The 22,028-nt window shown below is 61.1% G+C and carries 25 protein-coding genes; 13 read left to right on the top strand and 12 right to left on the bottom strand.

Annotated elements, in window-relative coordinates; translation table 11 throughout:
- Positions 1–207: 207 nt before the first annotated feature.
- Entirely contained in the window at positions 208–1,281 is a 1,074-nt protein-coding gene (locus tag SynBMKMC1_RS04855) for a phosphotransferase (protein WP_186472902.1), read from the bottom strand.
- A gap of 152 nt (positions 1,282–1,433) precedes the next feature.
- Here SynBMKMC1_RS04855 and SynBMKMC1_RS04850 point away from each other — a divergent pair, with 152 nt between their 5' ends.
- Positions 1,434–1,634, top strand: coding sequence for a hypothetical protein (locus SynBMKMC1_RS04850; protein ID WP_186472901.1), 201 nt, complete (start codon positions 1,434–1,436; stop codon positions 1,632–1,634).
- A gap of 198 nt (positions 1,635–1,832) precedes the next feature.
- Here SynBMKMC1_RS04850 and SynBMKMC1_RS04845 read toward each other — a convergent pair whose 3' ends face one another.
- Both SynBMKMC1_RS04845 and SynBMKMC1_RS04840 read right to left on the bottom strand, forming a co-directional pair.
- On the bottom strand, positions 1,833–2,273 hold the full coding sequence (locus tag SynBMKMC1_RS04845; RefSeq protein WP_186472900.1) for a tellurite resistance TerB family protein: 441 nt from the start codon (positions 2,271–2,273) through the stop codon (positions 1,833–1,835).
- A gap of 503 nt (positions 2,274–2,776) precedes the next feature.
- Positions 2,777–3,013, bottom strand: a complete 237-nt coding sequence (locus SynBMKMC1_RS04840) for a hypothetical protein (protein ID WP_186472899.1) — start codon at positions 3,011–3,013, stop codon at positions 2,777–2,779.
- A gap of 6 nt (positions 3,014–3,019) precedes the next feature.
- Between SynBMKMC1_RS04840 and SynBMKMC1_RS04835 the strand changes: the two genes are divergently transcribed.
- A complete protein-coding gene (locus SynBMKMC1_RS04835; RefSeq protein WP_186472898.1) occupies positions 3,020–3,196 on the top strand; it encodes a hypothetical protein in 177 nt (58 codons plus the stop codon).
- Between the two features lie 56 nt (positions 3,197–3,252).
- Positions 3,253–3,429 carry a hypothetical protein gene (locus SynBMKMC1_RS04830; protein ID WP_186472897.1) on the top strand — a complete coding sequence of 59 codons (177 nt, stop codon included), beginning with the start codon at positions 3,253–3,255 and terminating at the stop codon, positions 3,427–3,429.
- A gap of 138 nt (positions 3,430–3,567) precedes the next feature.
- Here the strand turns inward: SynBMKMC1_RS04830 and SynBMKMC1_RS04825 are convergent, their stop codons facing one another.
- Together SynBMKMC1_RS04825 and SynBMKMC1_RS04820 are read right to left on the bottom strand one after the other, a co-directional pair.
- Positions 3,568–3,810 (bottom strand): hypothetical protein, encoded by a 243-nt coding sequence (locus SynBMKMC1_RS04825; RefSeq protein ID WP_186472896.1) that lies wholly within the window; start codon positions 3,808–3,810, stop codon positions 3,568–3,570.
- 79 nt (positions 3,811–3,889) lie between these two features.
- On the bottom strand, positions 3,890–4,198 hold the full coding sequence (locus SynBMKMC1_RS04820) for a hypothetical protein (RefSeq protein WP_370593935.1): 309 nt from the start codon (positions 4,196–4,198) through the stop codon (positions 3,890–3,892).
- Between the two features lie 188 nt (positions 4,199–4,386).
- Between SynBMKMC1_RS04820 and SynBMKMC1_RS04815 the strand changes: the two genes are divergently transcribed.
- The 7 genes from SynBMKMC1_RS04815 (at position 4,387) to fghA (ending at position 12,844) form a co-directional block, all read left to right on the top strand.
- On the top strand, positions 4,387–6,567 hold the full coding sequence (locus SynBMKMC1_RS04815; protein ID WP_186472894.1) for a mechanosensitive ion channel family protein: 2,181 nt from the start codon (positions 4,387–4,389) through the stop codon (positions 6,565–6,567).
- A 159-nt stretch (positions 6,568–6,726) separates the two neighbouring features.
- Positions 6,727–8,508 carry an arylsulfatase gene (locus tag SynBMKMC1_RS04810; protein ID WP_186472893.1) on the top strand — a complete coding sequence of 594 codons (1,782 nt, stop codon included), beginning with the start codon at positions 6,727–6,729 and terminating at the stop codon, positions 8,506–8,508.
- Positions 8,481–9,422, top strand: coding sequence for a DUF302 domain-containing protein (locus SynBMKMC1_RS04805; protein WP_186472892.1), 942 nt, complete (start codon positions 8,481–8,483; stop codon positions 9,420–9,422). Before SynBMKMC1_RS04810 ends, SynBMKMC1_RS04805 begins: the two co-directional genes overlap by 28 nt.
- Positions 9,419–9,805: a DUF4345 domain-containing protein gene (locus SynBMKMC1_RS04800; RefSeq protein ID WP_186472891.1), complete on the top strand. Its 387-nt coding sequence runs from the start codon at positions 9,419–9,421 to the stop codon at positions 9,803–9,805. Before SynBMKMC1_RS04805 ends, SynBMKMC1_RS04800 begins: the two co-directional genes overlap by 4 nt.
- Positions 9,795–10,649, top strand: coding sequence for a formylglycine-generating enzyme family protein (locus SynBMKMC1_RS04795; RefSeq protein ID WP_186472890.1), 855 nt, complete (start codon positions 9,795–9,797; stop codon positions 10,647–10,649). Before SynBMKMC1_RS04800 ends, SynBMKMC1_RS04795 begins: the two co-directional genes overlap by 11 nt.
- 189 nt (positions 10,650–10,838) lie before the next feature.
- Positions 10,839–11,951: an S-(hydroxymethyl)glutathione dehydrogenase/class III alcohol dehydrogenase gene (locus SynBMKMC1_RS04790; protein WP_370593934.1), complete on the top strand. Its 1,113-nt coding sequence runs from the start codon at positions 10,839–10,841 to the stop codon at positions 11,949–11,951.
- A 23-nt stretch (positions 11,952–11,974) separates the two neighbouring features.
- On the top strand, positions 11,975–12,844 hold the full coding sequence (gene fghA, locus SynBMKMC1_RS04785; protein WP_186472889.1) for an S-formylglutathione hydrolase: 870 nt from the start codon (positions 11,975–11,977) through the stop codon (positions 12,842–12,844).
- On the opposite strand, the gene SynBMKMC1_RS04780 is transcribed toward fghA, so the two are convergent.
- Together SynBMKMC1_RS04780 and SynBMKMC1_RS04775 are read right to left on the bottom strand one after the other, a co-directional pair.
- A complete protein-coding gene (locus SynBMKMC1_RS04780) occupies positions 12,828–13,067 on the bottom strand; it encodes a hypothetical protein (protein ID WP_255486305.1) in 240 nt (79 codons plus the stop codon). The genes fghA and SynBMKMC1_RS04780 overlap by 17 nt on opposite strands.
- A gap of 50 nt (positions 13,068–13,117) precedes the next feature.
- Complete coding sequence (locus SynBMKMC1_RS04775) at positions 13,118–13,537, bottom strand: lysozyme inhibitor LprI family protein (protein ID WP_186472888.1); 420 nt, start codon at positions 13,535–13,537, stop codon at positions 13,118–13,120.
- 145 nt (positions 13,538–13,682) lie between these two features.
- Here SynBMKMC1_RS04775 and SynBMKMC1_RS04770 point away from each other — a divergent pair, with 145 nt between their 5' ends.
- Entirely contained in the window at positions 13,683–13,952 is a 270-nt protein-coding gene (locus SynBMKMC1_RS04770; RefSeq protein ID WP_222930375.1) for a hypothetical protein, read from the top strand.
- A 2-nt stretch (positions 13,953–13,954) separates the two neighbouring features.
- Positions 13,955–15,253, top strand: a complete 1,299-nt coding sequence (locus SynBMKMC1_RS04765; protein WP_255486372.1) for an iron-containing alcohol dehydrogenase — start codon at positions 13,955–13,957, stop codon at positions 15,251–15,253.
- On the opposite strand, the gene SynBMKMC1_RS04760 is transcribed toward SynBMKMC1_RS04765, so the two are convergent.
- Genes SynBMKMC1_RS04760 through SynBMKMC1_RS04750 form a run of 3 tightly spaced genes read right to left on the bottom strand, consistent with a single transcriptional unit; the run spans position 15,162 to position 19,506 of the window.
- Positions 15,162–16,868, bottom strand: a complete 1,707-nt coding sequence (locus SynBMKMC1_RS04760) for an alpha-keto acid decarboxylase family protein (protein ID WP_186472885.1) — start codon at positions 16,866–16,868, stop codon at positions 15,162–15,164. The genes SynBMKMC1_RS04765 and SynBMKMC1_RS04760 overlap by 92 nt on opposite strands.
- 21 nt (positions 16,869–16,889) lie before the next feature.
- The gene (locus tag SynBMKMC1_RS04755) at positions 16,890–17,864 is read right to left on the bottom strand and encodes an SDR family NAD(P)-dependent oxidoreductase (protein ID WP_186472884.1); all 975 of its coding nucleotides are present in this window, start codon (positions 17,862–17,864) and stop codon (positions 16,890–16,892) included.
- A gap of 10 nt (positions 17,865–17,874) precedes the next feature.
- The gene (locus tag SynBMKMC1_RS04750; RefSeq protein ID WP_186472883.1) at positions 17,875–19,506 is read right to left on the bottom strand and encodes an FAD-dependent oxidoreductase; all 1,632 of its coding nucleotides are present in this window, start codon (positions 19,504–19,506) and stop codon (positions 17,875–17,877) included.
- Between the two features lie 91 nt (positions 19,507–19,597).
- Between SynBMKMC1_RS04750 and SynBMKMC1_RS04745 the strand changes: the two genes are divergently transcribed.
- The gene (locus tag SynBMKMC1_RS04745) at positions 19,598–21,340 is read left to right on the top strand and encodes a gamma-glutamyltransferase family protein (protein ID WP_186472882.1); all 1,743 of its coding nucleotides are present in this window, start codon (positions 19,598–19,600) and stop codon (positions 21,338–21,340) included.
- Positions 21,341–21,352: 12 nt separating this feature from the next.
- Here SynBMKMC1_RS04745 and SynBMKMC1_RS04740 read toward each other — a convergent pair whose 3' ends face one another.
- Both SynBMKMC1_RS04740 and SynBMKMC1_RS04735 read right to left on the bottom strand, forming a co-directional pair.
- A complete protein-coding gene (locus tag SynBMKMC1_RS04740) occupies positions 21,353–21,517 on the bottom strand; it encodes a hypothetical protein (RefSeq protein WP_011932773.1) in 165 nt (54 codons plus the stop codon).
- 9 nt (positions 21,518–21,526) lie between these two features.
- Positions 21,527–21,952 carry a DoxX family protein gene (locus SynBMKMC1_RS04735; protein ID WP_186472881.1) on the bottom strand — a complete coding sequence of 142 codons (426 nt, stop codon included), beginning with the start codon at positions 21,950–21,952 and terminating at the stop codon, positions 21,527–21,529.
- Positions 21,953–22,028 lie beyond the last annotated feature (76 nt).

The following is a 22,028-nucleotide window of genomic DNA, read 5'->3' as shown; positions in this document are numbered from 1 at the left end:
GCCACACCGCGGTGGGCTGGGGATAGGAATTGATCCTGAGTCTGATCGCACCAGCCTTCAGGCTGAACCTGTCTTCCAGGCCGATCTCCAGGCAGCACGCCTGGAAGTGGAGGCGCTCAGATCCTGGCAGGCCTAGCCCAATGGCGACTGCATCCTGAAGGAGGCTGCCTTGGCCAATCGCCCATAGTAGCCAAAAGGCAGGGACACTCAGCCGAATGTCTTCAGCAGCTCGAGCGCATCCAGCTCCACCACCAGAGCGCAGCATCGCTCAATCCATTCATCGTTCAGCAAAATGGCCCGGGAGCCGATGTTGGGATCCAACTGCCAGTTGTGCAGCAAAAGAACGGAACTCAAGCAACGCAAAGACGCGAGTTGCACGTCAGCCCAGGCATCGCTGAGTGTGTAATCCTTCACGCCATGAGTCGTCAGGCTCTGATGCCAGAGGGCGCAGAGATCACGCAGCCGTCCTCGTCGGGCGGGCATCGGTACGCTCCCGCCGATCAGGTAAGCGAGATCCATCGCAGCCATCGAGCGTGTCGGAGTGCCCCAGTCGAGGACAACAACATCACGCTGCGAGGTGTTGCCAGCAAACAACACATTTTCAACACGCAGATCCGCGTGAACCAGGGTTACCGGCCGCTGGGCGATGGCCTCGTCGATGGCCTGTGAATGCTCGATCACCAAAGCGATCGCCTTGAGCGCCTCAGGTTCAACACGCAGCTCGTAATCATTCAGGAAGTTGGAATGGAACGCAGACAACGTCTCGGTGCTGCCCTGAAACCAGAACTGATGATCAGGCAACCAGTCATGGTTCAGCAACGTTGAGGAATTCCAGAATTGGGCATGCACCCCGGCAATGGCATCGAGAACCTGCGAACAGGCCTTGGCGTTGACTCCACGAACCTGGTTGCCAACGGCCATCATCGAAAGGTCCTCCAGCAAGAGCCAACGCCCCGCATCGCTGAAGCCATTGCCCGTTGCGTAGGCATGAGGCACCAACGATGCCAGTTGAGGAGCAAACGCTCGATAAAAGCCCACCTCTCTGCGAAAACAATTGAGGTGAAGGGCAATTTCCCGGCAATGCGGGTCATCACTGTCGATCTTGAGAATCAACGCGTCAGGCAGAGCGTCGGAAGGTCCGCGCGGCCGAAGGCGCATCGTGTTGGATGTGAATCCCTGGGGAACTCCCAAAGGCTCAATCTCAAGGGCATCAACACCAAGATTTAGTTGCGCGCTGAGCCAATCCGAATCGATTGAAACACCCGATGGAAGAACCGGCATGAATGGGTCACCTTGAAGAACACTGAACCAGCCCTGATCGCTAGAGCTGCGCTGGCCGTGGAACGCTAGCGAACCCCTCAGCCATCAAAAGTAGAGACAACCTGGTACGGAACGACAGCGTCATTACAGTCGATGCAAACGTCACGCAACCCATGGCCAAGCTTGCAGAACTCAAGCTCAAACGTGTTCAACAGCTGAAGACGGCCGACAGCTCATTCATGATTCGCAAGCACAAAGACGTGCTCAATTGGATGATGCGAACATTTGGGATGGACACCTACGGCTTGACCTGGGCGGCCTTCTTCAAGGGGTTGGGGCTTGGAGCCCTGGCCATGTGGCTGTTGCTGCGTTGAAACAACTGATCAGTGATCGCGTTGCGGGCGATGGGTCATCCTCCTCGGCTGCCGACATCACCCTTGCCGACACAGACAAGGCCGCGTTTCAGCGACCGGAACCATGATTGAGCTCAGAGGAGCCGATGGCTGGAAAGGACTCTGGCTGAGCAGGCGCTGATCCACAACCGAACAATCGTGCCGGCAGGAGGACGAGCCTTAGACAACAACTGAAGGAGTCACCTCGAGCGTGCTGCTTAAGGTCAGGCTGGCATGAAAAATTTCAAACACCGTATCGATGCGCTGCGCTTCAAATTTAGAGATCTCCAATGTCACAGCGAGGTGATCAAGAAAGCGTCGCTCCTCTGGTTCAAAAGGGCCATCGGAACGCATCAGTTCTGAGGCCATCGCATAGGCCGTCATGCACTGCGCTTTGGTGAGACACTTTGCCGCTTGAAGCATCATTTGATGGGCCCCGACAGAGCGCCGTAACTCCAGGAGTTCATCCAACAGAGCAATCATTTCGCCATCAGCCATCCGACAAAAAGGCTCGCGATAATCCAAGGCATGGCGAAAGGCCCGCGTGCCCGCTTTTGTGAAATGGCTGTCCCAGGACACAGCTGCAAACCCCACAGCTGCAAATGCCGTCAGAGAATCCATAACCAGGTGATGGAGAACTTTCGTTATGACCTCAGCTCAACAACCGATGTTGTGGCAGCCACTACAAGCCCGAAGCCTTAAGTAATTATGCTTATCGATCGACATTCATAACATCACAGCCAACGTCATCCCCGTCATCAGGTGGGACGTTGATTCCGCTTCAATTGCAACCAGATCGCCTTCTCCAGCACAGTCAGCTTTGGTGCTGCCTCATTCAGCATGGACGTGGCACGACTTTTTGCGCTGTGGATGTACTGCGTTGTGCGGTCAAGCTTGTCGAAAGACATGGCCAAAAGCGAATGTTTTCTTAGTCGTAATCACGATCTGCTTACAGCCGATGTGTCCAGGAAGACCGAATGGCTGATCAACACGGCTGGATCAAGCCTTGGATGAAGGCTGAGCCGTGGCCCGCAGTTCATGCGCGAGTAAATCCTTCGCCAGGAGGGTGAGAGCAACACCCATTAGAGCAAGAGCTGAACCCTGATTGCCGTCAGAAGCAACAGCTACATTCCGAGAAAGCTCCAGATGTTTTTCCCAAGAAAAATGCATCCGGCCCAGTCAACAGAACACTTTATAAACCCATCAGCACTTCCGATGGGCGTGATCAGCCGCATCCAGAAACCTTCCGTAATGGCAGCAATGTATTGAGCTGACCATGTTTCCCTGCCATTGGTTGCAAACACTACGTTTTCAATTTGCTGCATCCAAAGTTCTGGATTACGTTCCGCTTGCAAAGCCACAAGCCAATGGAACCGATCACGTTGACTCTGGGCCAGAAATTTGAAATCGAAAAATTCTCACGCGAAATTGACAATTCCAACGATGTGCAGGCGTTGCGCAGCATCGCCAAAGACCTTTTAGTTGCCTGGAAACAGCAGCAAGCCGCCTCTGCCTGGGCACTGCGTCAGCGCCAGGGTCTCTAAAGTCTGTTCTCACCATTCCGTTTTCTGAGTTTCGAAGAACATTGAACAACAATCAAATGGTCACCACAATCACGATGGAAATTGACGCCTTGCGTCTACTTCACCGTGCTGTAACCGAAGCTTACGCAAACTGGCCCGGCGGAGATCCCAACGAGCAAGCTTGCTTGCTCAACATGAAAACCCAGTTGTATGCAGCCTTGATGGATCATCTGCTCGAATGTGGTTCGATCTGATCGATTCCAACCACAGCACCGGGTTGAAACCAGGTGTCCACGGCAGGTGTTGCGAACCTGTCCATGGGTAAATCAATCAAACATTGCCAGTTTGAAGGCGAACCAGAAGAACAGACGTGGCCTCAAAACTCGTGCTGATCACTCCCGCCAGTTCTTTACCACCAGCTGGATGTCAGCGATACTGGTGCGCTTTTGTATCACATCAACAGTCATCAGAACATGGGAATCAGCTGCGAGAAGGACTGCGGGATGCTCGGTCATCCCACCTTGATCACCCCAGACAAGCTCGCGAAGATCATGCTGTTCTGTTGGCATCAGCCAGCACACATCTGCATCCGTGATCGTGCAGTGATGCCCATCCACTGCGCCATCTAGCGCCATCCATCGATGCAGGGAACGCTGGAATCATCCATCAGACTTGGCTCAACGATCCATACGGTGCCATCCAACCCAACAGCTGCTACGGACAATCATCGCTCCTGCGAAACCTTGCCCCATCCCACGACTCAGCAGAAAGGATGGTTTTCAGCTGGTGCAGCACCGCTTGCTTGGTTTCGTTCCAAGCAATTGGGTTGATGGCGATCAGATATTCATGCTGCACACCAGTTCCCCTGATGCGTGACGCCACAATCGCCAGATCGTCATAACCAAAGGGGAATGCAGCGCCTGGCGAAGCGCCAAGAATGCCTTCGGAAACAAACAGAAGAAAATCAAACAGCACCGGGCTGAAATACTCTTCATCCGCGCGCAAATCACCGCACGCCACCATCTGTTCCCTGGTTTGCGGTGTATACGTCACAAACGAGAAGCACAGGGGATGGCCTGTGGCCTGAAGGTACAAACCCCTGAAACGTTGACGACTCATCAGGGAGCATCTCCATTCATGGCTGATCGCTTCGAAAAAATCGTAAAAGAGCAGGCGTTCATTAGGTTGTCCGTAATTAGTGAACCGTTGGCGTGCGCACGAACAAGCGCTTGATGGCCTTCCTGGCCGGACTTCTGAGCGTCCTCATTCTCTCCGGTGTTCCTCTGCGCGCCGCTTCGCCCTCATCGGTCTTTCAGCCCCTTGATCAGCGCTACGCAAGTTCCCTCCCGGTGATCCCGCTGGAGGAGCAGCCGTTTTATCCCGAATTGGTTCAACGTGCTGACCTCTGGCGGCATACGCCCCTGGGACAGGTGGTGGGGGATTCACCCAGAGAGACCCTGCTCAACTTCTATGCCGTCATGGCCGATGTGGGCTCGTTGATCGAGGATGTCGAAGTCTCCCACCGCAATGACCCTGGGCTGTTCTGGAACCGTCAGGCCCGGGCCGAGATGGAGGAAGTGGAGGTGCTCTTCAATGCGGCGGTGGACGCTCTCGACGGCTCGTCATTTCCGCCTGGCGTTCGCCCTTACCTCAAAGACGAAGCCGCCATTCAGCTGAAGCATGTTCTCGATTTCATCTTCAATAGCAGCCGTCAGATCATCTCCATCCCAGACGCCAATGCCATGAAAGCGCTCAATGATGAGCGCTCCAAAGACACCCAGTCGTGGACACTGCCGGGGTCCTCAATCGTTCTCACCAGCGAGCTGGCTGACAATCCGCTCAACAGCAATGTCCTGTTCTCGGCAGCCACCGTGGCGAATGTGGCTGCCATGTATGAACAGATTCAGCAGCAGGTTGCTGATCTCAACGATCAGGAATTCTTCACGCGTGCTTTCTACCAGGATTTTTCTCACACCCCCGGCCGCCTGTTCCCGCCCAAGTGGTATCTGAATCTCCCAGCTGGTGTGCGCGCCGGCCTTGAAACCGAAGTGCTGTTCGGCCAGACCCTATTCCGGCTGGTGCTCTCGATCGTCGCAATCCTGCTCCTGCTGCTGCTGGTGGCGGCTCTTGCCCGCCTGCTGATCCGCTCCTACCAGACAGGAGCGCAGGATGCGGCGCAGATCTGGACGCGCGATTCCCTCGCCTGGAAGCGGGTTGTTCTGGTGCTGCCGATGGTGATCAGCACCAAAGCGGTTGAGCTGTTCATTGACCACTACCTCAACTTCACAGGCACACCGCTGGTGGTGCTCACCGTGGTCTTCGAGGCGGCTTATTTCAGCCTGTTCGTTCTGCTCGTATTCCTCTTTTTTGAGGCGCTGGGGCGCTCGGTTTCCGAGGGCCTGGTGCGACTCGCAGGAGATCAGGACGTCTGGCGACTGTCGAGAACCAGCAACCGCATCATGCCCACCTGCAGGATCATCTCCGGCGTGGTGGCCATTGCTCTGATCTACAAACTGCTGCTGCAGCTTGGCCTCTCGCCCACGCTGGTGCTCGCACTCTCCACTGTTCCGGGCCTGGCGATCGGCCTGGGCGCCTCCAAGTTGCTCAGCAATCTGTTTGCCGGCTTGTCGCTGCAGACCGACCGGCCGTTGAGGGTGGGCGAGTTCTGCGAAATCGGCGACAAGCAGGGCTTCCTCACAAAGATCGGTCTGCGTTCGGTGGAGATCGCAACCGTCACCGGCAAAGTCACGATCCCCAATGCCGTGGCTGAGGACTGCATCGTCAACAACCTCTCCCGCAATCACGGGAAACCCGGATCTCCGCAACGACAAGGCCTGGATCTGAGCCTGGAGCTCGACACCAAAGCACCGTTCAGTCCCGATCAGATGGCCGACCTCCTGGCACTGGCAAGGAACTACGCTGAGAACCGGCCGGATCTGATCAACCCCTGCCTCACTGTTGAGCTGAATCCAGGATCGCCGCAGCGTCTGCGCTGCATCGCTCTGATCCACGTCGAGAACTGGCGTGACTACATCGAGCTGCAGGAATCCCTGTCGCTGGCCTTCAGCCAGCTCATCGACAGGGTCGATCTCTCCCACTTCGTGCTCGGGGTGTCGTACGACAGCACGGATCAGCAGCTCGCTGCCATTCCCGGCATTCTTCGCGGGATCATCGAGCGAACGGAAGGATTCGAACTCAGAGCCTGCCGGCTGCTGGACATCGCCGAGTTCAGTTACAACTTCAAATGTCATCTCTTCTGCCCAACGCTGAGCTACAAACAGTTCAAGGATTCGATCGATGTGATCAATCGTGAGCTGTTGCATGAGCTGGCAGCGGCTGAGATCGTGATCCCCTTCCCCACCGCCATCGAAATCCAGAGGGATGAGGGCTGAAACCCAGGGCACTGATCACGCTCAGTTCCTGACCTGCCCAATGTCTGCAGTCCTTCTAAGGGCAAGGGGGGACAGGAGACCGTTCCCATAACAGTCCCTGGGACGCTCCGAATCAAGGGGTTGTCAGCCAGAATCAGTCCCCGACAACGCCATCGACGCATGCCTCATCAAGCCATGAAAGCTCTTCTTGCAGGTGTGTTTTTCACGCTTGCTGGCTTTGCGGCAGTCGAGGCTCGCAGCGGCGGCGGTGAGCCGATTTCATCGAGGCCCAACATTCTGCTGATTGTGGGGGATGACATGGGCATGGCCGACATCGGTCCCTATGGATCGGAAATCAACACGCCCCATCTCGATGCATTGGCAGAGGAAGGGGTGCGTTTCACGAACTCGCACGTGTCACCCGTGTGCTCAGTGACAAGAGCGGAGTTGCTGACGGGTAACAACAACATTGAAGTCGGGTTGGGATCGTATGACTATCTGGTTTACGGGCCAGCGAAGGGCAAGCCCGGGTACGAAGGGTTTTTAACCCGCAACACGGTGATGATCTCCGAGCTGCTCAGAGATGCCGGATACAACACCGTGATGGCGGGAAAATGGCATTTAGGTGGCAGTAAAACCGGAGGAGAAGGACCCGCGCAGTGGGGATTTGAGCGCAGTTATGGAATGTTGAGTGGTGGCGGCAACCACTGGAACGACGAGGAATTCCTTCCGAATCAACGGGACCCGAAGGTTCAGGCTGCTCTGAAAGCGGGAAAGGTTCCACCCATCGGCAAAGAGGCCTACTACGAGAACGGTCAGCGCATCACGCGTCCTGACGGGGTTTATTCCGATGACCTCTTCACCGATCAACTCATCAACTACATCGAGGCGGGTCGCAAGCAGGGCCAACCCTTCTTCGCTTACCTGCCCTTCACAACCGCCCACTTCCCTCTGCAGGCACCCCAGGAGCTGATCAATCAGTACGAAGACCACTACCTGGCTCTCGGCTGGGATGGCCTCAAAGCCGATCGCCTCAAACGCATGCAGGCGGCTGGCGTGATCCCTGCTGACGTTGATCTGCCACCTGCAAACCCGATCGTGCGCAAACGCTGGGATTCATTGTCACCAGAGCAAAAGCGCACTCAAGCCCGCGTGATGGCAACGTTTGCCGCAATGGTCGATCACCAGGATCGATCCATCGGAAGATTGCTTGATTACCTCCAGGACACCAAGCAGCTCGACAACACCCTGATCATCTACCTGGGGGACAACGGCCCTGAAGCCTTCGACGGACAGGGAGGAGTGATCACCAACTCAATCGCCAAGTCCTACATCCAGCAAAACTATTCCGATGCTTACAGCGACATCGGCAAGGCCAACAGCAACTGGCAATACGGCGCTGAGTGGGCCAACGGAAGCACCGGCCCGATGCAGTGGATGAAGGTCTTCGTCGCTGGCGGCGGGGTGCGCACACCGTTGATCATCCGACCACCCGAGGGCAGTGATTTCACCCGGGCCGGCGTCATCGAATCGGCACCTGTCAGGGTCAAGGATCTTGCCACCACCATCCTCAGCTATGCGGGTGTGGAGCGGCCAGAGCGTCGCTATGGCGATCGCGAGATTGTGCCCAGCAGCGGTGTTGATCTCAAGCCTTACCTCACCGGCACAAAACCAAGACCACGCCTTCCGGGTGAATGGATGGCCTTCGAACTCATGGGCAATGCCTACCTGATTGACGGCGATTACAAGGTGATGCGCCAGCGCAGCGGCATGTGGGGAGATGGCCAATGGCACCTCTACAACATTGTTCTTGACCCCGGCGAAACCCAACCGCTGGACGACGCCCAGCCCGAACGCCTCAAGCGCATGGTCGCGCAGTACGAGGTCTACGCCAGCGAGAAAGGGATTGTGCCGGTGGCCGACGACTGGAACCCATGGAGTTCCTTCGGGAGAGTGAATTGATGGCAGGTCTCTCCCTCGAGAGCGCTCCCTTCACTGTTGGCAGCGCACTGATCGTCGCTTTGGCGGGATGGTCCGCACCCCCTGCTCAATCCCAGGACGAAGCCCGACAGAACGCCGTCGACGCAGTTGTTGAACAGGTGCAGCAAGGAGCCGACAAAGCATCCCTGCCCGTCGCCCTGAGCATTGATCACGCCCGGCTCGCCCGCAAGGCCGGGTCACCCATGCCGCCCTCCACGGTGGTGATGGTTCGTGATCCAGATCTGGAGACCAGCTGGTTGCAAGCTGATCCCGACCTGGCGCTGGAACTCCCCCTGCGTGTACTCGTCCACCAGCCAACAACGGAGCCACCCCCCCGGGTCAGTCGTCAGAACGGTGCCTCCCTGCTGCAGCGCCATGGGCTGAGCAATCCATCCCTGGCTGGGCAATACGACCGGAGCATGGTCTCTCTTCTCCAGCAGGTGCCGAATTCAGCGGTTCAGGTCGTTCCTGCTTTGAAGAGAGCTGGAGATGGCATCGTCAGCATCCCCAGTCCACTGGATCTGAATGAAACTCTCGCGCGGGTTCTCGAGATCATCGATGAACAGAACGACACGGTGCTCTTTGAGGTGATCCGATTCAATGCCACCGATGAGGCAGCCGAGCAAGGCGCACCGGTCACCCTTGTTCTCTTCGGGGGGCCAGGCCCCGGCGGCCGCGCGATGGCTGACGCCACCCTGCTCGGGCTGGATGCGTTCTGCCAGAAGATGCTGATCCGCAGAGATGCCGAAGGCCAGGTTGTGGTGCGCTTCAACGATCTCACCTGGATCGCCGCCCGTCAGGGCATGGCCGTGTCTCCAGTTCTTCAGGCGATCAACACCCGTTTGATCAACACCTTCGGGCAGGGATTGACCAGGGAGCAACCTGGATCGAAATGAGAGAGGCGCGTTGGTATCTGCTGCTGAGTGCGGTGGGACTTCTGCCCATTGCACTCAGCTACGGCATCAACCCCAGCTCGCTGCTGCCCGAGCTGATGGATCTGCAGTTCAGCGGAACCAACATGGCGCATGTCTTCAGAGCAGTCATGGGCCTGTATCTGGGCATGGCCTCTCTCTGGATCACGGGAGCCTTGCGAGGGGGTGCCCTGCTGACATCGGCGCTGATCAGCGAAGTGGTCTTCATGGGCGGGCTCGCCGCCGGTCGTCTCCTCAGCCTGGCCGTCGATGGTCGCCCAGGTGCCATCTTCCTGGTTTACACCGCATCAGAGCTGTTGCTGACACTCTGGGGATTGCGGTGTTGGAGTCGTCGTCATGAGCCTTGATTCCATGAGCTCACTGGTGCACATCCCTGCCGGTCGATACCGGATCGGATCGGATCGCTTCTACCCGGAGGAAGCACCCAGTCGGGAGATCGAGTTGCCCGCATTTCAGATCGAACGAACACCCGTCACCAACAGAGAATTTGCTCACTTCGTGCGCAGCAGCGGGTACCGCACGATCTCTGAGCTGCCCGCCGATCCACAGGTCTATCCATCACTGGCGCCGGAACAGCGTCAACCCGCATCCATCGTGTTTCAGGCGCCACCAGCGGCCGTGGATCGCTCTCAGCCTCGCCAGTGGTGGGCGCTTGTTCCTGGAGCCAGTTGGCAACATCCTCAGGGGCCCGGCAGTTCCATTGCTGATCTGGACGATCACCCCGTCGTTCACATCGCCTACGCCGATGCGATCGCCTACTGCACGTGGGCCAATCGGCGTCTGCCCACCGCAGAGGAATGGGAGGTCGCAGCCCGTGGTGGCTTGAAGGATGCGGACTACGCCTGGGGGCAGGACGTCAATCCCAACGGTCGCTGGATGGCGAACACCTGGCAAGGTGAATTCCCCTGGCAGAACGATGGTCTCGACGGGTGGGAATGGACATCGCCTGTTGGCGCTTTCCCGGCCAACGGCTACGGCCTGATGGATGTCTGCGGAAACGTCTGGGAATGGACGTCATCGGCCTATCCCACTCCGAAAGCTGAACAACAACGCCACATCGTGAAGGGAGGTTCCTTCCTGTGCGCGGATAATTACTGCAAGCGCTACAGGCCTTCAGCCCTGATTGGGCAAACCTTGGATACGTCCACATGCCACATGGGTTTTCGCTGTGCACTGGACGCAGCGGATTGATCCAAGACCCATCTCGAACACGCAGCACAGGCGCCGCCAAGGACGCCATGAAGGACGCCATGTCCGTTCAGCTCCTTCTGTGATCACTGGCCTGAAAGCGGTGAACAAAAACGCAGGAATGCCTGAAGGCGATCGATCCAGGGCGCCGACCATGGCCAAGATGAAGACTGAGCCCATCAGCATCTGCCCATGATTCGCGCCAGAGCTGCCGTGGCCTGGGCTCCCGGTGAACCCCTCGATGTCACGGAGATCGACGTGGCCCCGCCCCAGGCCGGGGAGGTGCTGCTCAAGGTGGTGGCCACAGGGGTGTGCCACACCGATGCCTACACCCTCTCGGGAGCCGATCCCGAAGGACTGTTCCCCGCGGTGCTGGGCCATGAAGGCGGCGCCGTTGTCGTGGAGGTGGGCGAGGGGGTGAGCTCCGTGGCCGCCGGCGACCACGTGATTCCGCTCTACACGCCGGAATGCGGCAGCTGCCGCTTCTGCCGCTCCGGCAAGACCAATCTCTGCCAGGCGATCCGCAGCACCCAGGGGCGGGGGCTGATGCCCGATGGCACCAGCCGCTTCTCCAAGAACGGGCGGATGATCCATCACTACATGGGCACCTCCACCTTTTCGGAATACACCGTGCTGCCGGAGATTGCCGTGGCGCGCATCAACCCCAAGGCTCCGCTCGAGAAGGTCTGCCTGCTTGGCTGCGGTGTCACCACCGGCATCGGCGCCGTGCGCAACACCGCCAAGGTGGAACCCGGCAGCTCCGTGGCCGTGTTCGGTCTGGGCGGCATCGGCCTGGCTGTGATCATCGGTGCCGTGCAGGCCGGTGCTGAACGGATCATCGGCATCGACATCAACCCAGCCAAGTTCGCCATCGCCGAGCAACTGGGAGCCACCGAATGCATCAACCCTCGAGACCACAACGTCCCGATCCAGGAGGTGCTGATCGAACGCACCGATGGCGGTGTCGACTACTCCTTTGAGTGCATCGGCAACGTGGAGGTGATGCGCGCAGCCCTGGAGTCGTGCCATAAGGGCTGGGGTGAATCAACGATCATCGGTGTGGCGGGAGCTGGCCAGGAGATCAGCACCCGTCCCTTCCAACTGGTCACCGGCAGGGTGTGGCGCGGCTCCGCCTTCGGGGGGGTGCGCGGTCGCTCCGAACTGCCGGGTTTTGTGGAGAGCTTTCAGAACGGAGAGATCCCTCTCGACACCTTCATCACCCACACCATGGGGCTCCAGGCGATCAACAACGCCTTTGCATTGATGCACAAAGGAGAGAGCATCCGCTCCGTCGTTCATTTCTGAAGGTCCCGACCCATCCAGTCGCCATGGAACTGATCAGCACCCACCGCTGCTTCAACGGAGAACAGCGGCGTTACCGACTGCACGCCGAAACGCTGCACAGCGACACCACGGTGAGTGTGTATCTGCCCCCCGCCGCGCTCAGCGCAGCGTCTGCCCTGCCCGCACTGATCTGGCTGTCAGGTCTCACCTGCAGCGATGAAAACGCGGTGCAGAAGGCGGGCGCCCAGCGACTGGCCTCCGCGCTCGGGCTGGCCCTGGTGATGCCCGACACCAGCCCCCGTGGCGATGCAGTGCCCAGTGATCCAGAGGGACACTGGGATTTCGGCCATGGCGCCGGCTTTTACCTGGATGCCGAGCAGGAGCCATGGCACCAGCACTACCGCATGCACAGCTATGTGGTGGAGGAGCTCCCGGCCCGGCTCAGCGCAGCCTTGCCCCTGGACCCCAACCGCCTGGGGCTGGCTGGTCATTCCATGGGTGGTCATGGGGCCCTGGTGCTGGGCTTGCGTCACCCGCAGCGCTTCCGCTCGGTTTCGGCGGTGGCACCGATCTGCCATCCCAGCGCTTGCCCCTGGGGGCAGAAGGCCTTCAGCCATTTCCTCGGAAACAGCGCCGAGGCCCAGACCCGCTGGCGGGCCTGGGATGGCGTGGCCCTGCTCGAGGATGGCCACCGACGGGGCGACACCCTGCTGGTGGATGTGGGATCAGCGGATCCCTTCCTCGAGGAGCAGCTGCGACCGGACGACCTCAGGCAGGCAGCCGAGCGCTGCGGCCAGCCGCTGCAACTCACCATTCATGCGGACTATGACCACAGCTATTTCTTTGTGGCCAGTGTGATCGACACCCACCTGCGCCATCACGCCTCAGCCCTCGGGCTCAAGCTTGATCGCTGAGCTGCTGCGACCGCTTCAGCGCATCGAGGTCGAGCTTGAGATCTGGCTTCAGCCGCAGCACTTTCCACAGGAGCATGGCGACACACTGCTCATCTGAGGCGCCGTAGTCGTACTGCCAGTCCTTCACCATCGCCGTGAGCTCCTGCTGGGCAGCCGTGATGAACTCATCAGTCCATTCCTCCATCAGCTCTCCCAATCCATTCAGAAAACGTAGAGCGCACATCCACAGCATCACCGCTCAACACCTGTCTCGGTCGAGGCTGACTCAAGTCGTCAGGGCTGCAGTTGATCCAGCAGAGTTCGGGTCAGCGCCAACTCGCAGCGGGTTGTGAAGATGCCATATCCCGTGCCCTGAAACGCCACGGATTTGGCATAGGCACACACCTTGCGGCGCTCGTCCCTGAATGCCGCGGCCTGTTCCGCTGGATCAGCACTGGTGTTGTAGAAACCGGTGAGATTGTCGCGCCAGAGGGTCTGGAACACCTCACTGGGCACCGCACGAGCCTCCAGAGCCACCGCTTGCAGAGCCTGCTCCAAGCGCTGGTCCATCGCCTGCAAAGCCGCAATCACACAGCCCGTTTCCTCCACGGTGCTCTGGGCTGAGGAACACACTTCAGAGGCCCGTGTTGGCAGAGGCTGCAGAGACCAAAGGGACGCGGCGAGCACCGGGAGGAGGGAGGCAGAGGCACGCATGGCAACGCTCTGGGGGATTGATGCACACATCCTGCAGACTCTTCATGCTGCATCCAAATACTTGATCAGAAGCAAACCGAACAGAGCTCAAACAATCGTTCGGGTGATCAAGACGATTGCGGCACCATCAGCTTTCGCCCTTCTGATGGTGAGTTCGGGGTCGCCATCAAGCGCTCAAGACAAGCCATTGAGCCAGCAGGAATCCTTTGCCTTCGGGGTTGGCTTCACCTCAGGCATCCTCACAACGACGTGCATGCTCGAGGACGCTGATCTCCTCACCACCGACGAGGCAAGGCTCTTCATGCAAGGGGTGCTGGAAAGCATTGTCGAGAAAGAAACGGGCTCACGCCTTGAGGCCAGCCAAGAGGGCTATGCCGTTGCGAGGCGGAAATTTCCCGACTGCCCGATTCCTTGAACGTGCGCACCGATCACGAACCAGCGGGCATCACTGTGGTGCTCATGCGGGCGTACCAGCGGCTGCTCCAGGCTCTAGCGCTGGTGTTGCCCTTTCCCCAGCCCCGCAAGCTCATCGGCGCCGGTGCCCTGCGGACGTTGCCACCGCTGATGCGAGGGCGCCGCTGGCGGAGGCCGCTGCTGGTCACCAACCGGCAACTGCTGCAGTTGCAGCTGCCCCAGCCCCTGCTGCAGAAACTCGAAGGAGCTGGGCGGCCTTGCCAGGTGTTCGATCAGGTTCCCGACAATCCCACCATCGCCTGTGTGGAAGCTGGATTGCAGGCCTACCGCGCAGGCCGCTGCGACAGCCTGGTGGCCGTGGGCGGCGGCTCGGTGATCGATTGCGCCAAGGCGATCGGCGCCCGCGCGGCCAACCCCTGGCTGAGCTGCCGGGCCATGGACGGACTCTTCCGGGTGGTGCTGCCGCCACCACCTCTGGCCTGCGTGCCCACCACCGCCGGCTCCGGATCAGAAGCCTCGATCGCAGCTGTGCTCACCGATCAGGAACGGCAACGCAAACTCGCCATGGCCGATCTCAAGCTGCTGCCGGCGATCACGGTGATCGACCCCGAGTTGATGCTCGGCCTGCCGCCCGCGATCACGGCCGCCGGTGGCCTCGATGCCCTCACCCACGCGGTGGAGGCCTACATCGGCCGCAGCGGCACCCCCTTCAGCAACCGCCGCGCCCTCGAGGCAATCAGCGCCATTGCCCGCTGGCTGCCCCGCGCCCACGCCCATGGGGATGACCTCGAGGCCCGCCTGCAGATGGCCCTTGCCGCCCATGCCGCCGGTGAAGCCTTCACCCGCACCAATGTGGGCTATGCCCATGCCCTGGCCCACGCCCTCGGCTGCTTTTACGCCATCCCCCATGGCCTCGCCAATGCGCTGGTGTTGCCGAGTGTGCTGCGCTTTTCCCGTCCGGCCTGCGAGCCCAAGCTGGCTGCGTTGGCCCGCGCTGCCGGGCTGGGCACATCGCAGGACAGCGACCCGATGCTCGCCCGAGACTTCATCCGCTGGGTGGAGGCGCTCAACCAGCAGCTGGGGGTGCCACCGTTCATTGCATCGCTGCGCAGCGTCGACATTCCCCGAATCAGCGCCGATGCCCTCCAGGAAGCCCACCCTTCCTATCCGGTGCCGCGGTGGATGCGCCGCAGCGATTGTGAAGCGCTGCTCACTCAGCTGCTTGCGGATGGGGCGTCGCCGTCTGATGCATGGTTTCAATCAATACCTCCGGCAGAGGCTGACTCTCCTCCGGAGGAATGATCACCTCGAGATAAGCAGCGCCGTCGTGGGCATTGATCGCCGCCAGCGCCTGCTCCAGTTCCGCCACCGTGGAGACACGGCCGCTCCACCATCCCTGGCAACCGAAGGCCTCGGGGAGCTGGGCATAGTTCCAGGGGGCCAGGTCGTTGTAGGCATGACCGGTTTCGCTGAGCAGGGCCTCCACTCCGAAGAGACCGTTATTCAGCACGATCACCACCGGCCTGGCCCCGGTGAAACCCATCACGCCGATCTCCTGCACGGTGAGCTGATGCGCCCCGTCACCGGTGACCAGCACCACCCGGCGTTCCTCATCGGCCAGGGCACAGCCCAGGGCGGCGGGCGTCGCCCAACCGATCGAACCCCACAGGGTCTGACTTTCGATCGCCACCCCATCCGGCAGGCGCATGGCATTGAGCTTGAGCAGACAGGTTCCGGTATCGGTCACCAGCAGATCCGTGGGCCGCAGAAACCGCTGCAGACGTGCATAAAAACTTGCCGATCCCGTGGGCTGATCTCCATCACCACTGATCGGCAACAGGGGCTCGGGCTGCACCGGGCGCTGGTCTCCCCACTGACAAGGTTTGGCATCCGAGGCCTTGAAGCGCTGGATCAGTCCAGCCAGAACCTCGCTGAGGCTCACACTGGTGAACACCTGATCCCCCGCCTGCACCCAGTCGGCATGCAGGGAAATCACCCGGTTGGCATCCAGATGGCCGCTCCAGAGGCCGGTGTTGAGGTCCTCCATCACCAAGCCACCCAGATCGATCAACAGGTCGGCGTTTTCCACAACGTCTTGCAGGGCAGCCGGTGTGGAGCGCACGCCGTTGTACATCCCCAGGAACGCGGGGTGTCCCTCACTGAGCAGGGCCTTGTCCATCGGCGTGGTGGCATAGGCCAACCCGGAAACCTCAAGGAACGTTGCCAACGTCTCCAACAGTCCGAAGCGTTTGAGGGTGACCGTGGGCATCACCAGCGGACGGGTGGCCTCAGCGAGTCGCCCCATCACCAGATCGAGCACGGCCTCCAGCTCCATTGCCACACTGGCGTGCTGGTCGATCGCACCGATGGGTGTGCCCTGGATCGGCGTGCCGGTGATCGGCATCAACGCCAGATCCATCGGCACTGTGAGATAGGCCGGCCTCGAATCCTCAAGGGCCTTGTCGATCACCCGCTCCAGTTCCACCACCACGTTCTCGGGCGTGAGCCGGGCACTCACGCAACCGGCGGCAGCCGAGATCGCCTCGAAGCGGTCGTAGCGCGTGTCACCCAGGGTGTGATGACAGATCAGTCCCTGGCGCACGATGCGCACGCTGGGGGTTCCCACCAGATGAAACACGGGGACTCTCTCCGCCATTGCGCCCATCACGCCATTGAGGGCACTGAGCTCCCCAACGCCATAGGTGGTGCAGACAATCCCGGCACCACGGCGACGGGCGTAGCCATCGGCGGCGTAGGCCGCATTCAGTTCATTGGCCGATGGCACCCACTGCAGCCGCGGATGCACTTCCACAGCGTCATTGAGGGGAAAGGAGTAGTCGCCGGGTACACCGAACACATGACCGATGCCGAGATCCGCGAGCCGATCCAGCACGTAGGTGACAACGGAAGGAGGCATCAGCGGACGGAGACAGTGCGTTCAGTCTGACGCCAACGCCCTGCGGATCAACGCCTCCGAGAGACGCCACAGCTCTCCGGCTTTCTTCATGTCGGCGCCTTCCGCACTGGTCTGAGCGGCAGAGAAGCGATGCACGCCAGGGCGCACCAAGCGGTTGCTCCAGTAGCTGAATCCAGCTTGTGCGTACCCAGGGTCTGTGATCAGGTCCGCCAGCAACCGGCCAGCGCTCGGCACGGATTCGGTCACCCGCAGAACATCCCGTGCCACCGCAGCGAACAGAGCCATCCCCAGTGGATTGCTCTGGCGGTTGTGGCGAAAGAAGCCCTCCGGGCTGCGGGGAATCACCAACCCCGGGCTCCAGGCGATCACCGGCAGGGCGCCCGCAAGCTGGCGGTCCAGTTCCCGCCCCAGCAGCACATTGCAGAGTTTGCTGTCTTTGTAGGCCCTATCGCCATCGAAGCGATCGTGACCGTCCACCCTCACAAAACCTGCACCGGCCCTCAGCCCCGAAAGATCACCCAGATCCGCCGATTGGCCCACGCGCCCGCCGCCGGTGGCAGGGTTGTGCACATCGGAAGCAGTGATCACCACCCGCGGCTGCGATCCAGCCCGCAACAGCGGAAGCAAGCGTGTGGCGATCAACTGGTGGGCCAGCTGATTCACGGCAAAGGTGATCTCGATGCCCTGGGGTGACCACACCGGCGCCGCGGCCCCGGCTCGTTGCTGCCCGGCATTCAGCACCAGAGCATCCAGGGGTTCGCTTCGATCCAGCAGCTGGTCGCAGGCACTCTGCACACTGCGCAGGTCGGCCAGATCGGCAACGCGGCAGGTCACTTGACTGGACGTTGCACCGCCAGCCAGCAAGTGAGCGCGAGTCTGCTCACCACGCTCTGGGGTGCGGCAGAGAAGCGTGAGTGGATGACCGCTGCAGGCCAACAGGCGGGCGGCCTCAAGGCCAATGCCGGAACTCGCCCCTGTGATCAGGATCCGCTTCATGCCAGCCGCTTCATGCCAACCAGGGCCAACGCAAGCCCAAGGCGTCCGCCGTGTTCATCACCTGGGCATTGAGTGAGCGCCCCAGCTGCACCTGGGGTTCATCGGGCCGGATCGCAATCACCCGGTGCTGAGCCCGGCCGCCAGGATCGGCGCTTCGCACCACCCCGCGCCGCAGCAGGGAATTGGCTGCTTCCAGCCCACACACATAGGCCCGCTCCTGGCAGAGCCCTTTGGCGCCAAATTCCCGCGCCCCCATCCGCACCCAGTCGCCGGCACACACCAAGGAAGGAATCGCCGTCTCCAGCGGCGGCCGCTGCCGGAAGCTCCCTGGGGAGAACCAGGCCACCGAGCCGGGATAGCGGCGCACCTCAGCCTCCAGCACATTGGCGGTGTGAAAGGCGGGATTGGCCACCGGCAAGAGCTCGCGCATCAGCAACGCCACGATCGCTTCATCGCTCAGAGCCGCGATCGCTGTGGCGTTGTAGAAGTCGCTGGCGATCACCGATCCCCGAGGCAGCTCTCCTCCCCACAGCGCAGCTTCCGTCTGCTGCTGCAGCTGATCGAGCATGAAGAAGGTGCCACCAGCCCCCTGCAAGGCCTCGAATCGGGAGAACACATTGGCAGGATCCGCAACCTCCACGTAGGCGTCCAGCCACAACCGAACCGACACCACGTCAATGGCCCCGAGAGTGCCGGCATCCACCAGTTCAGGGGCTGCAGCGGCACAGGCTGGCGACTGTGCCATCAGTGCGCCCATCCCCTTGGCACCCACCGTGAGCACCACCGCATCCACTCCGTCGATCACGGCGTTCTCACCCGTCGCCGAAGCACGGGTTTGCACCGACGCAACGGCCTTGGTATCTGGATGGAGGTTCAAACCCGTGGCCAGCGTGCCGCCGAGCACCTGCAGGCCATAGCGATCGATCAGCCGCTGCGCCAATGGGGCAATCAGCTGTTCGGCAATGGTGCTGGAGCGGATCCAGCGCACATCGAAGGAATCCTGATGGGCAAAGGAGTAGTAGTAGAGAAGCTCCATCGTCACCGCCGCCGACAAGTCCTCCGGCGGCTTGAACAAGCCCACAAGAAGCGTGGGACGGAGGAAATCGTTGATCATCCGCTCACTGATTCCGAGGCTTCGGAATAGCGTCAGCGCATCGAGGTTGTCGTAGCGCTCGAACACCGCCTCGCTGCGGTTGAGATCGAGCATCGCGTAGAGGAGCCCGGCAATGCTGAGGCGATCAGCCACGGGAAGGCGTTTGAAATTCGTTGCTGTGGCGAGCACCTGCCCGATGGGACTGGGCCAAGCCAGCGCATCGCCGAACACCGGCGCGGTGGCCTCCAGTCCATCGGGTGACCAGAAGGCGCTGGTGGTGAACTCCGTGAACACATTGCTGAGCCCGAGCTCAGCGGTGAGGGCATTGATGTTGGGGTAGTCCTTCCAGAAGCCGCGAGTGCCGGCTTCAAAAGGTTTACCGCTGGTGGTGGTGAGGGGTGTGCTGCCCGTGGGATCCGCCATCCCATCCAGCAACGTCACGCGCACCCCGGCTTCACAGAGAGCCTTGGCGGCACCCCAGCCGGCCCACCCCGCGCCGATCACCACCACATGCGACGGGTTGGGAGTGGATGGGCCTGCATCTGTCATGGTCCGCTCCTGCAGCCGATCCCAATCTCCAGGCTAGGCAGTGCTGGCGCCAGACTCCGCAAGAGCTTGTCCCGATCCCCGCCCCACCTTGATGATTGGCGCCCTGCTGCTGTTGCTCTCGCTCAGCCCCGTGAGCGCAGCTCCGGTGAGTCGCGATGATCCCGAGCAGGCGGACACACGCAAAAAAAGCATCTCCACGGCTGCCGGCTCGGCCGTGGTCGTCACCGCCAACCCCCTGGCCAGCAAAGCCGCTCTGGGCGTTCTTGCCCGCGGTGGCCATGCCGTGGATGCCCTGGTTGCAGCGCAGGCGGTGCTGGCCGTTGCGGAACCGCAGAGTTCCGGGCTCGGAGGTGGAGGTTTCCTGCTGCACTGGGATTCCCGTCGTCAGGCGCTGGAGGTGTTCGATGGCCGTGAAACCGCACCGGAACGCAGCCGCAGCGACGACCTGCTTCAGCCGTCAGGAGAACCGCTCTCCTATCGGGCAGCCACCCGCAATCCGGATGCGATCGGCGTGCCTGGCACCGTGGCCCTGCTCTGGGAAGCCCATCAACAGTTGGGGCAACGCCCCTGGTCCAGCACCCTTGAGCCCGCCATCCGCCTGGCCCGCGAAGGCTTCCTTCCCAGCCCGCGGCTGCGCCGCTCCATCGCCTTGGCCCAGCGCCTCGGCGCAACCCACAACCTGGCCTTTCAACAGCTGTATCTGCCTGGCGGCACGCCTTTGCCAGCCGGCCGTCTGTTCCGCAACCCAGCCCTGGCCCGCACCCTGCAGACCCTGGCCCAGGAGGGGGGGCGCGCCTTTTACGAGGGCCCGCTGGCCCAACGGATCCAGCGCGGGGTGAACGCCCTGACGGTTCAGGCCCCCAACTTCAAGGGCTGGAGCGCCAACGATCTTGCCTCCTACGCCGTGGTGCGCCGATCCCCCCTTTGCCGGGTGCTGATGAAGCACCGCGTCTGCACGGTGCCCCCGCCAAGCAGCGGCGGGCTGGCGGTGCTGCAGACCCTGGCCCTGCTCGAGGCGACCGGCGGCTTCAACGATCCATCCCTCCCACAAAGCTGGCGCGATCTGGCCCTGGCGGAATCCTGGGCCGATGCCGATCGCCTCTATTGGGTGCACGATCCGATTGATGGAACCGTTCCCATCCAGGGACTACTGAATCCGAGTTACGTCCAGGCCCGTACCCAGGCCATGCAGGCCTCACCCGAACGCTTGCCGCAGCCTGGTCTGCCCCCAGGGATGAAGCAGTTCCCCTTCGGTCGCCCTGGGCCCGGCCCGGAGCTGGGCACCTCCCACGTCACGATCGTGGACGGTGCAGGCAACATCGCCAGCTACACCACAACGGTGGAAACCGTGTTCGGCAGTCGCAATCTGGTGGAGGGCATGGTGATGAACAACCAGCTCACCGACTTCGACTGGCGACCCGTGGTCGGGGGGCTCGCCGTAGCCAACCGCCGCCGGCCAGGGCGCCGGCCAGTGTCGTCGATGGCGCCAACGATCGTCTTCAACAACCAGCAACCGGTCCTGGCCCTGGGCAGCCCAGGGGGAAAGCGGATCCCGCACACCATCAGCCGGGTGCTGCTGGCCGCACTGCAATGGGCGGAACCTCCGAAGCGATCGGTGGGCCTGCCCCTGCTGTCCCCCCAGGGAGACAGCCTCGTGATCGAAAAGGACCCACCGCTTCCCTGGCCCATCAATCCCAATCAACTCAACGTCCCCGGGCGCAAGTTGCGCTCCCAGACTCTGGGCAGCGGCATCGGCTTGCTGCAACGCATCGGCGACCGCTGGCATGGAGCCGCCGACCCTCGGCGGGAAGGAACAGCCCTGGCCCTTCCCTGAGGCGCTGGGGGCTCACTCGATCAGGAATTCACTGCGCAGAGCCCTCGCATCCTGGATGCGCTGGGCAGCCGCCAACTGCCGCAACCGGGCCTGCAACCAGGCACGCAAACGCGTTGATGCCACCGACTTGCTAAGCAGGCCATCGCTGGGTTCGGGCTCGCCAAACGGAATGGTCATCAGCCTGCGTCAGCGACGCAGCGCCTTCATGCCGTCCCGGACCCGAACATCGCGGAAGTTGGGAACGGCAGCTCCGGTGGAGCGTGTGATCGCCAGCACCAAAGCGCCGATCAGGGCCAGGTTCATGAAGAAGCTGGCATCCACCGGAAATGTGTGAAAGATCAACGTGGTGGGAACGAGAAACACCAGCAGCAACGAAGCACCCAGACGGGTGTTTGTGCCAAACACCAGCAGCAACGAGCCAGCAATCAGAATCACAATCGCTGCCACCAGCAGCACTCCAGCCAGGGGCTCGGCAATCCCCTTCGAGGCGATCAAGGCAACTGTGGCGGCAAAGCCACTGAACTTGCTCGGGAGGGCGTTCACGAACACCGCTGCCAGACCCAGCCGGCCCAGGAAGTCGAGCGCCTTGGAGGGAGCCAGGGAATTGAACATCTCGATCAGAGACACGGACCAACCGGTTCTGTAGCGGTTGGAACACTAGAACCCGGCCCTGCCTCACTGCAGGCAG

It is taken from the genome of Synechococcus sp. BMK-MC-1 (assembly GCF_014279955.1).
GTDB lineage: Bacteria > Cyanobacteriota > Cyanobacteriia > PCC-6307 > Cyanobiaceae > Synechococcus_C.
The sequence above is the reverse complement of the archived record's forward strand: the minus strand, read 5'-3'. Positions and strand labels throughout refer to the sequence as shown.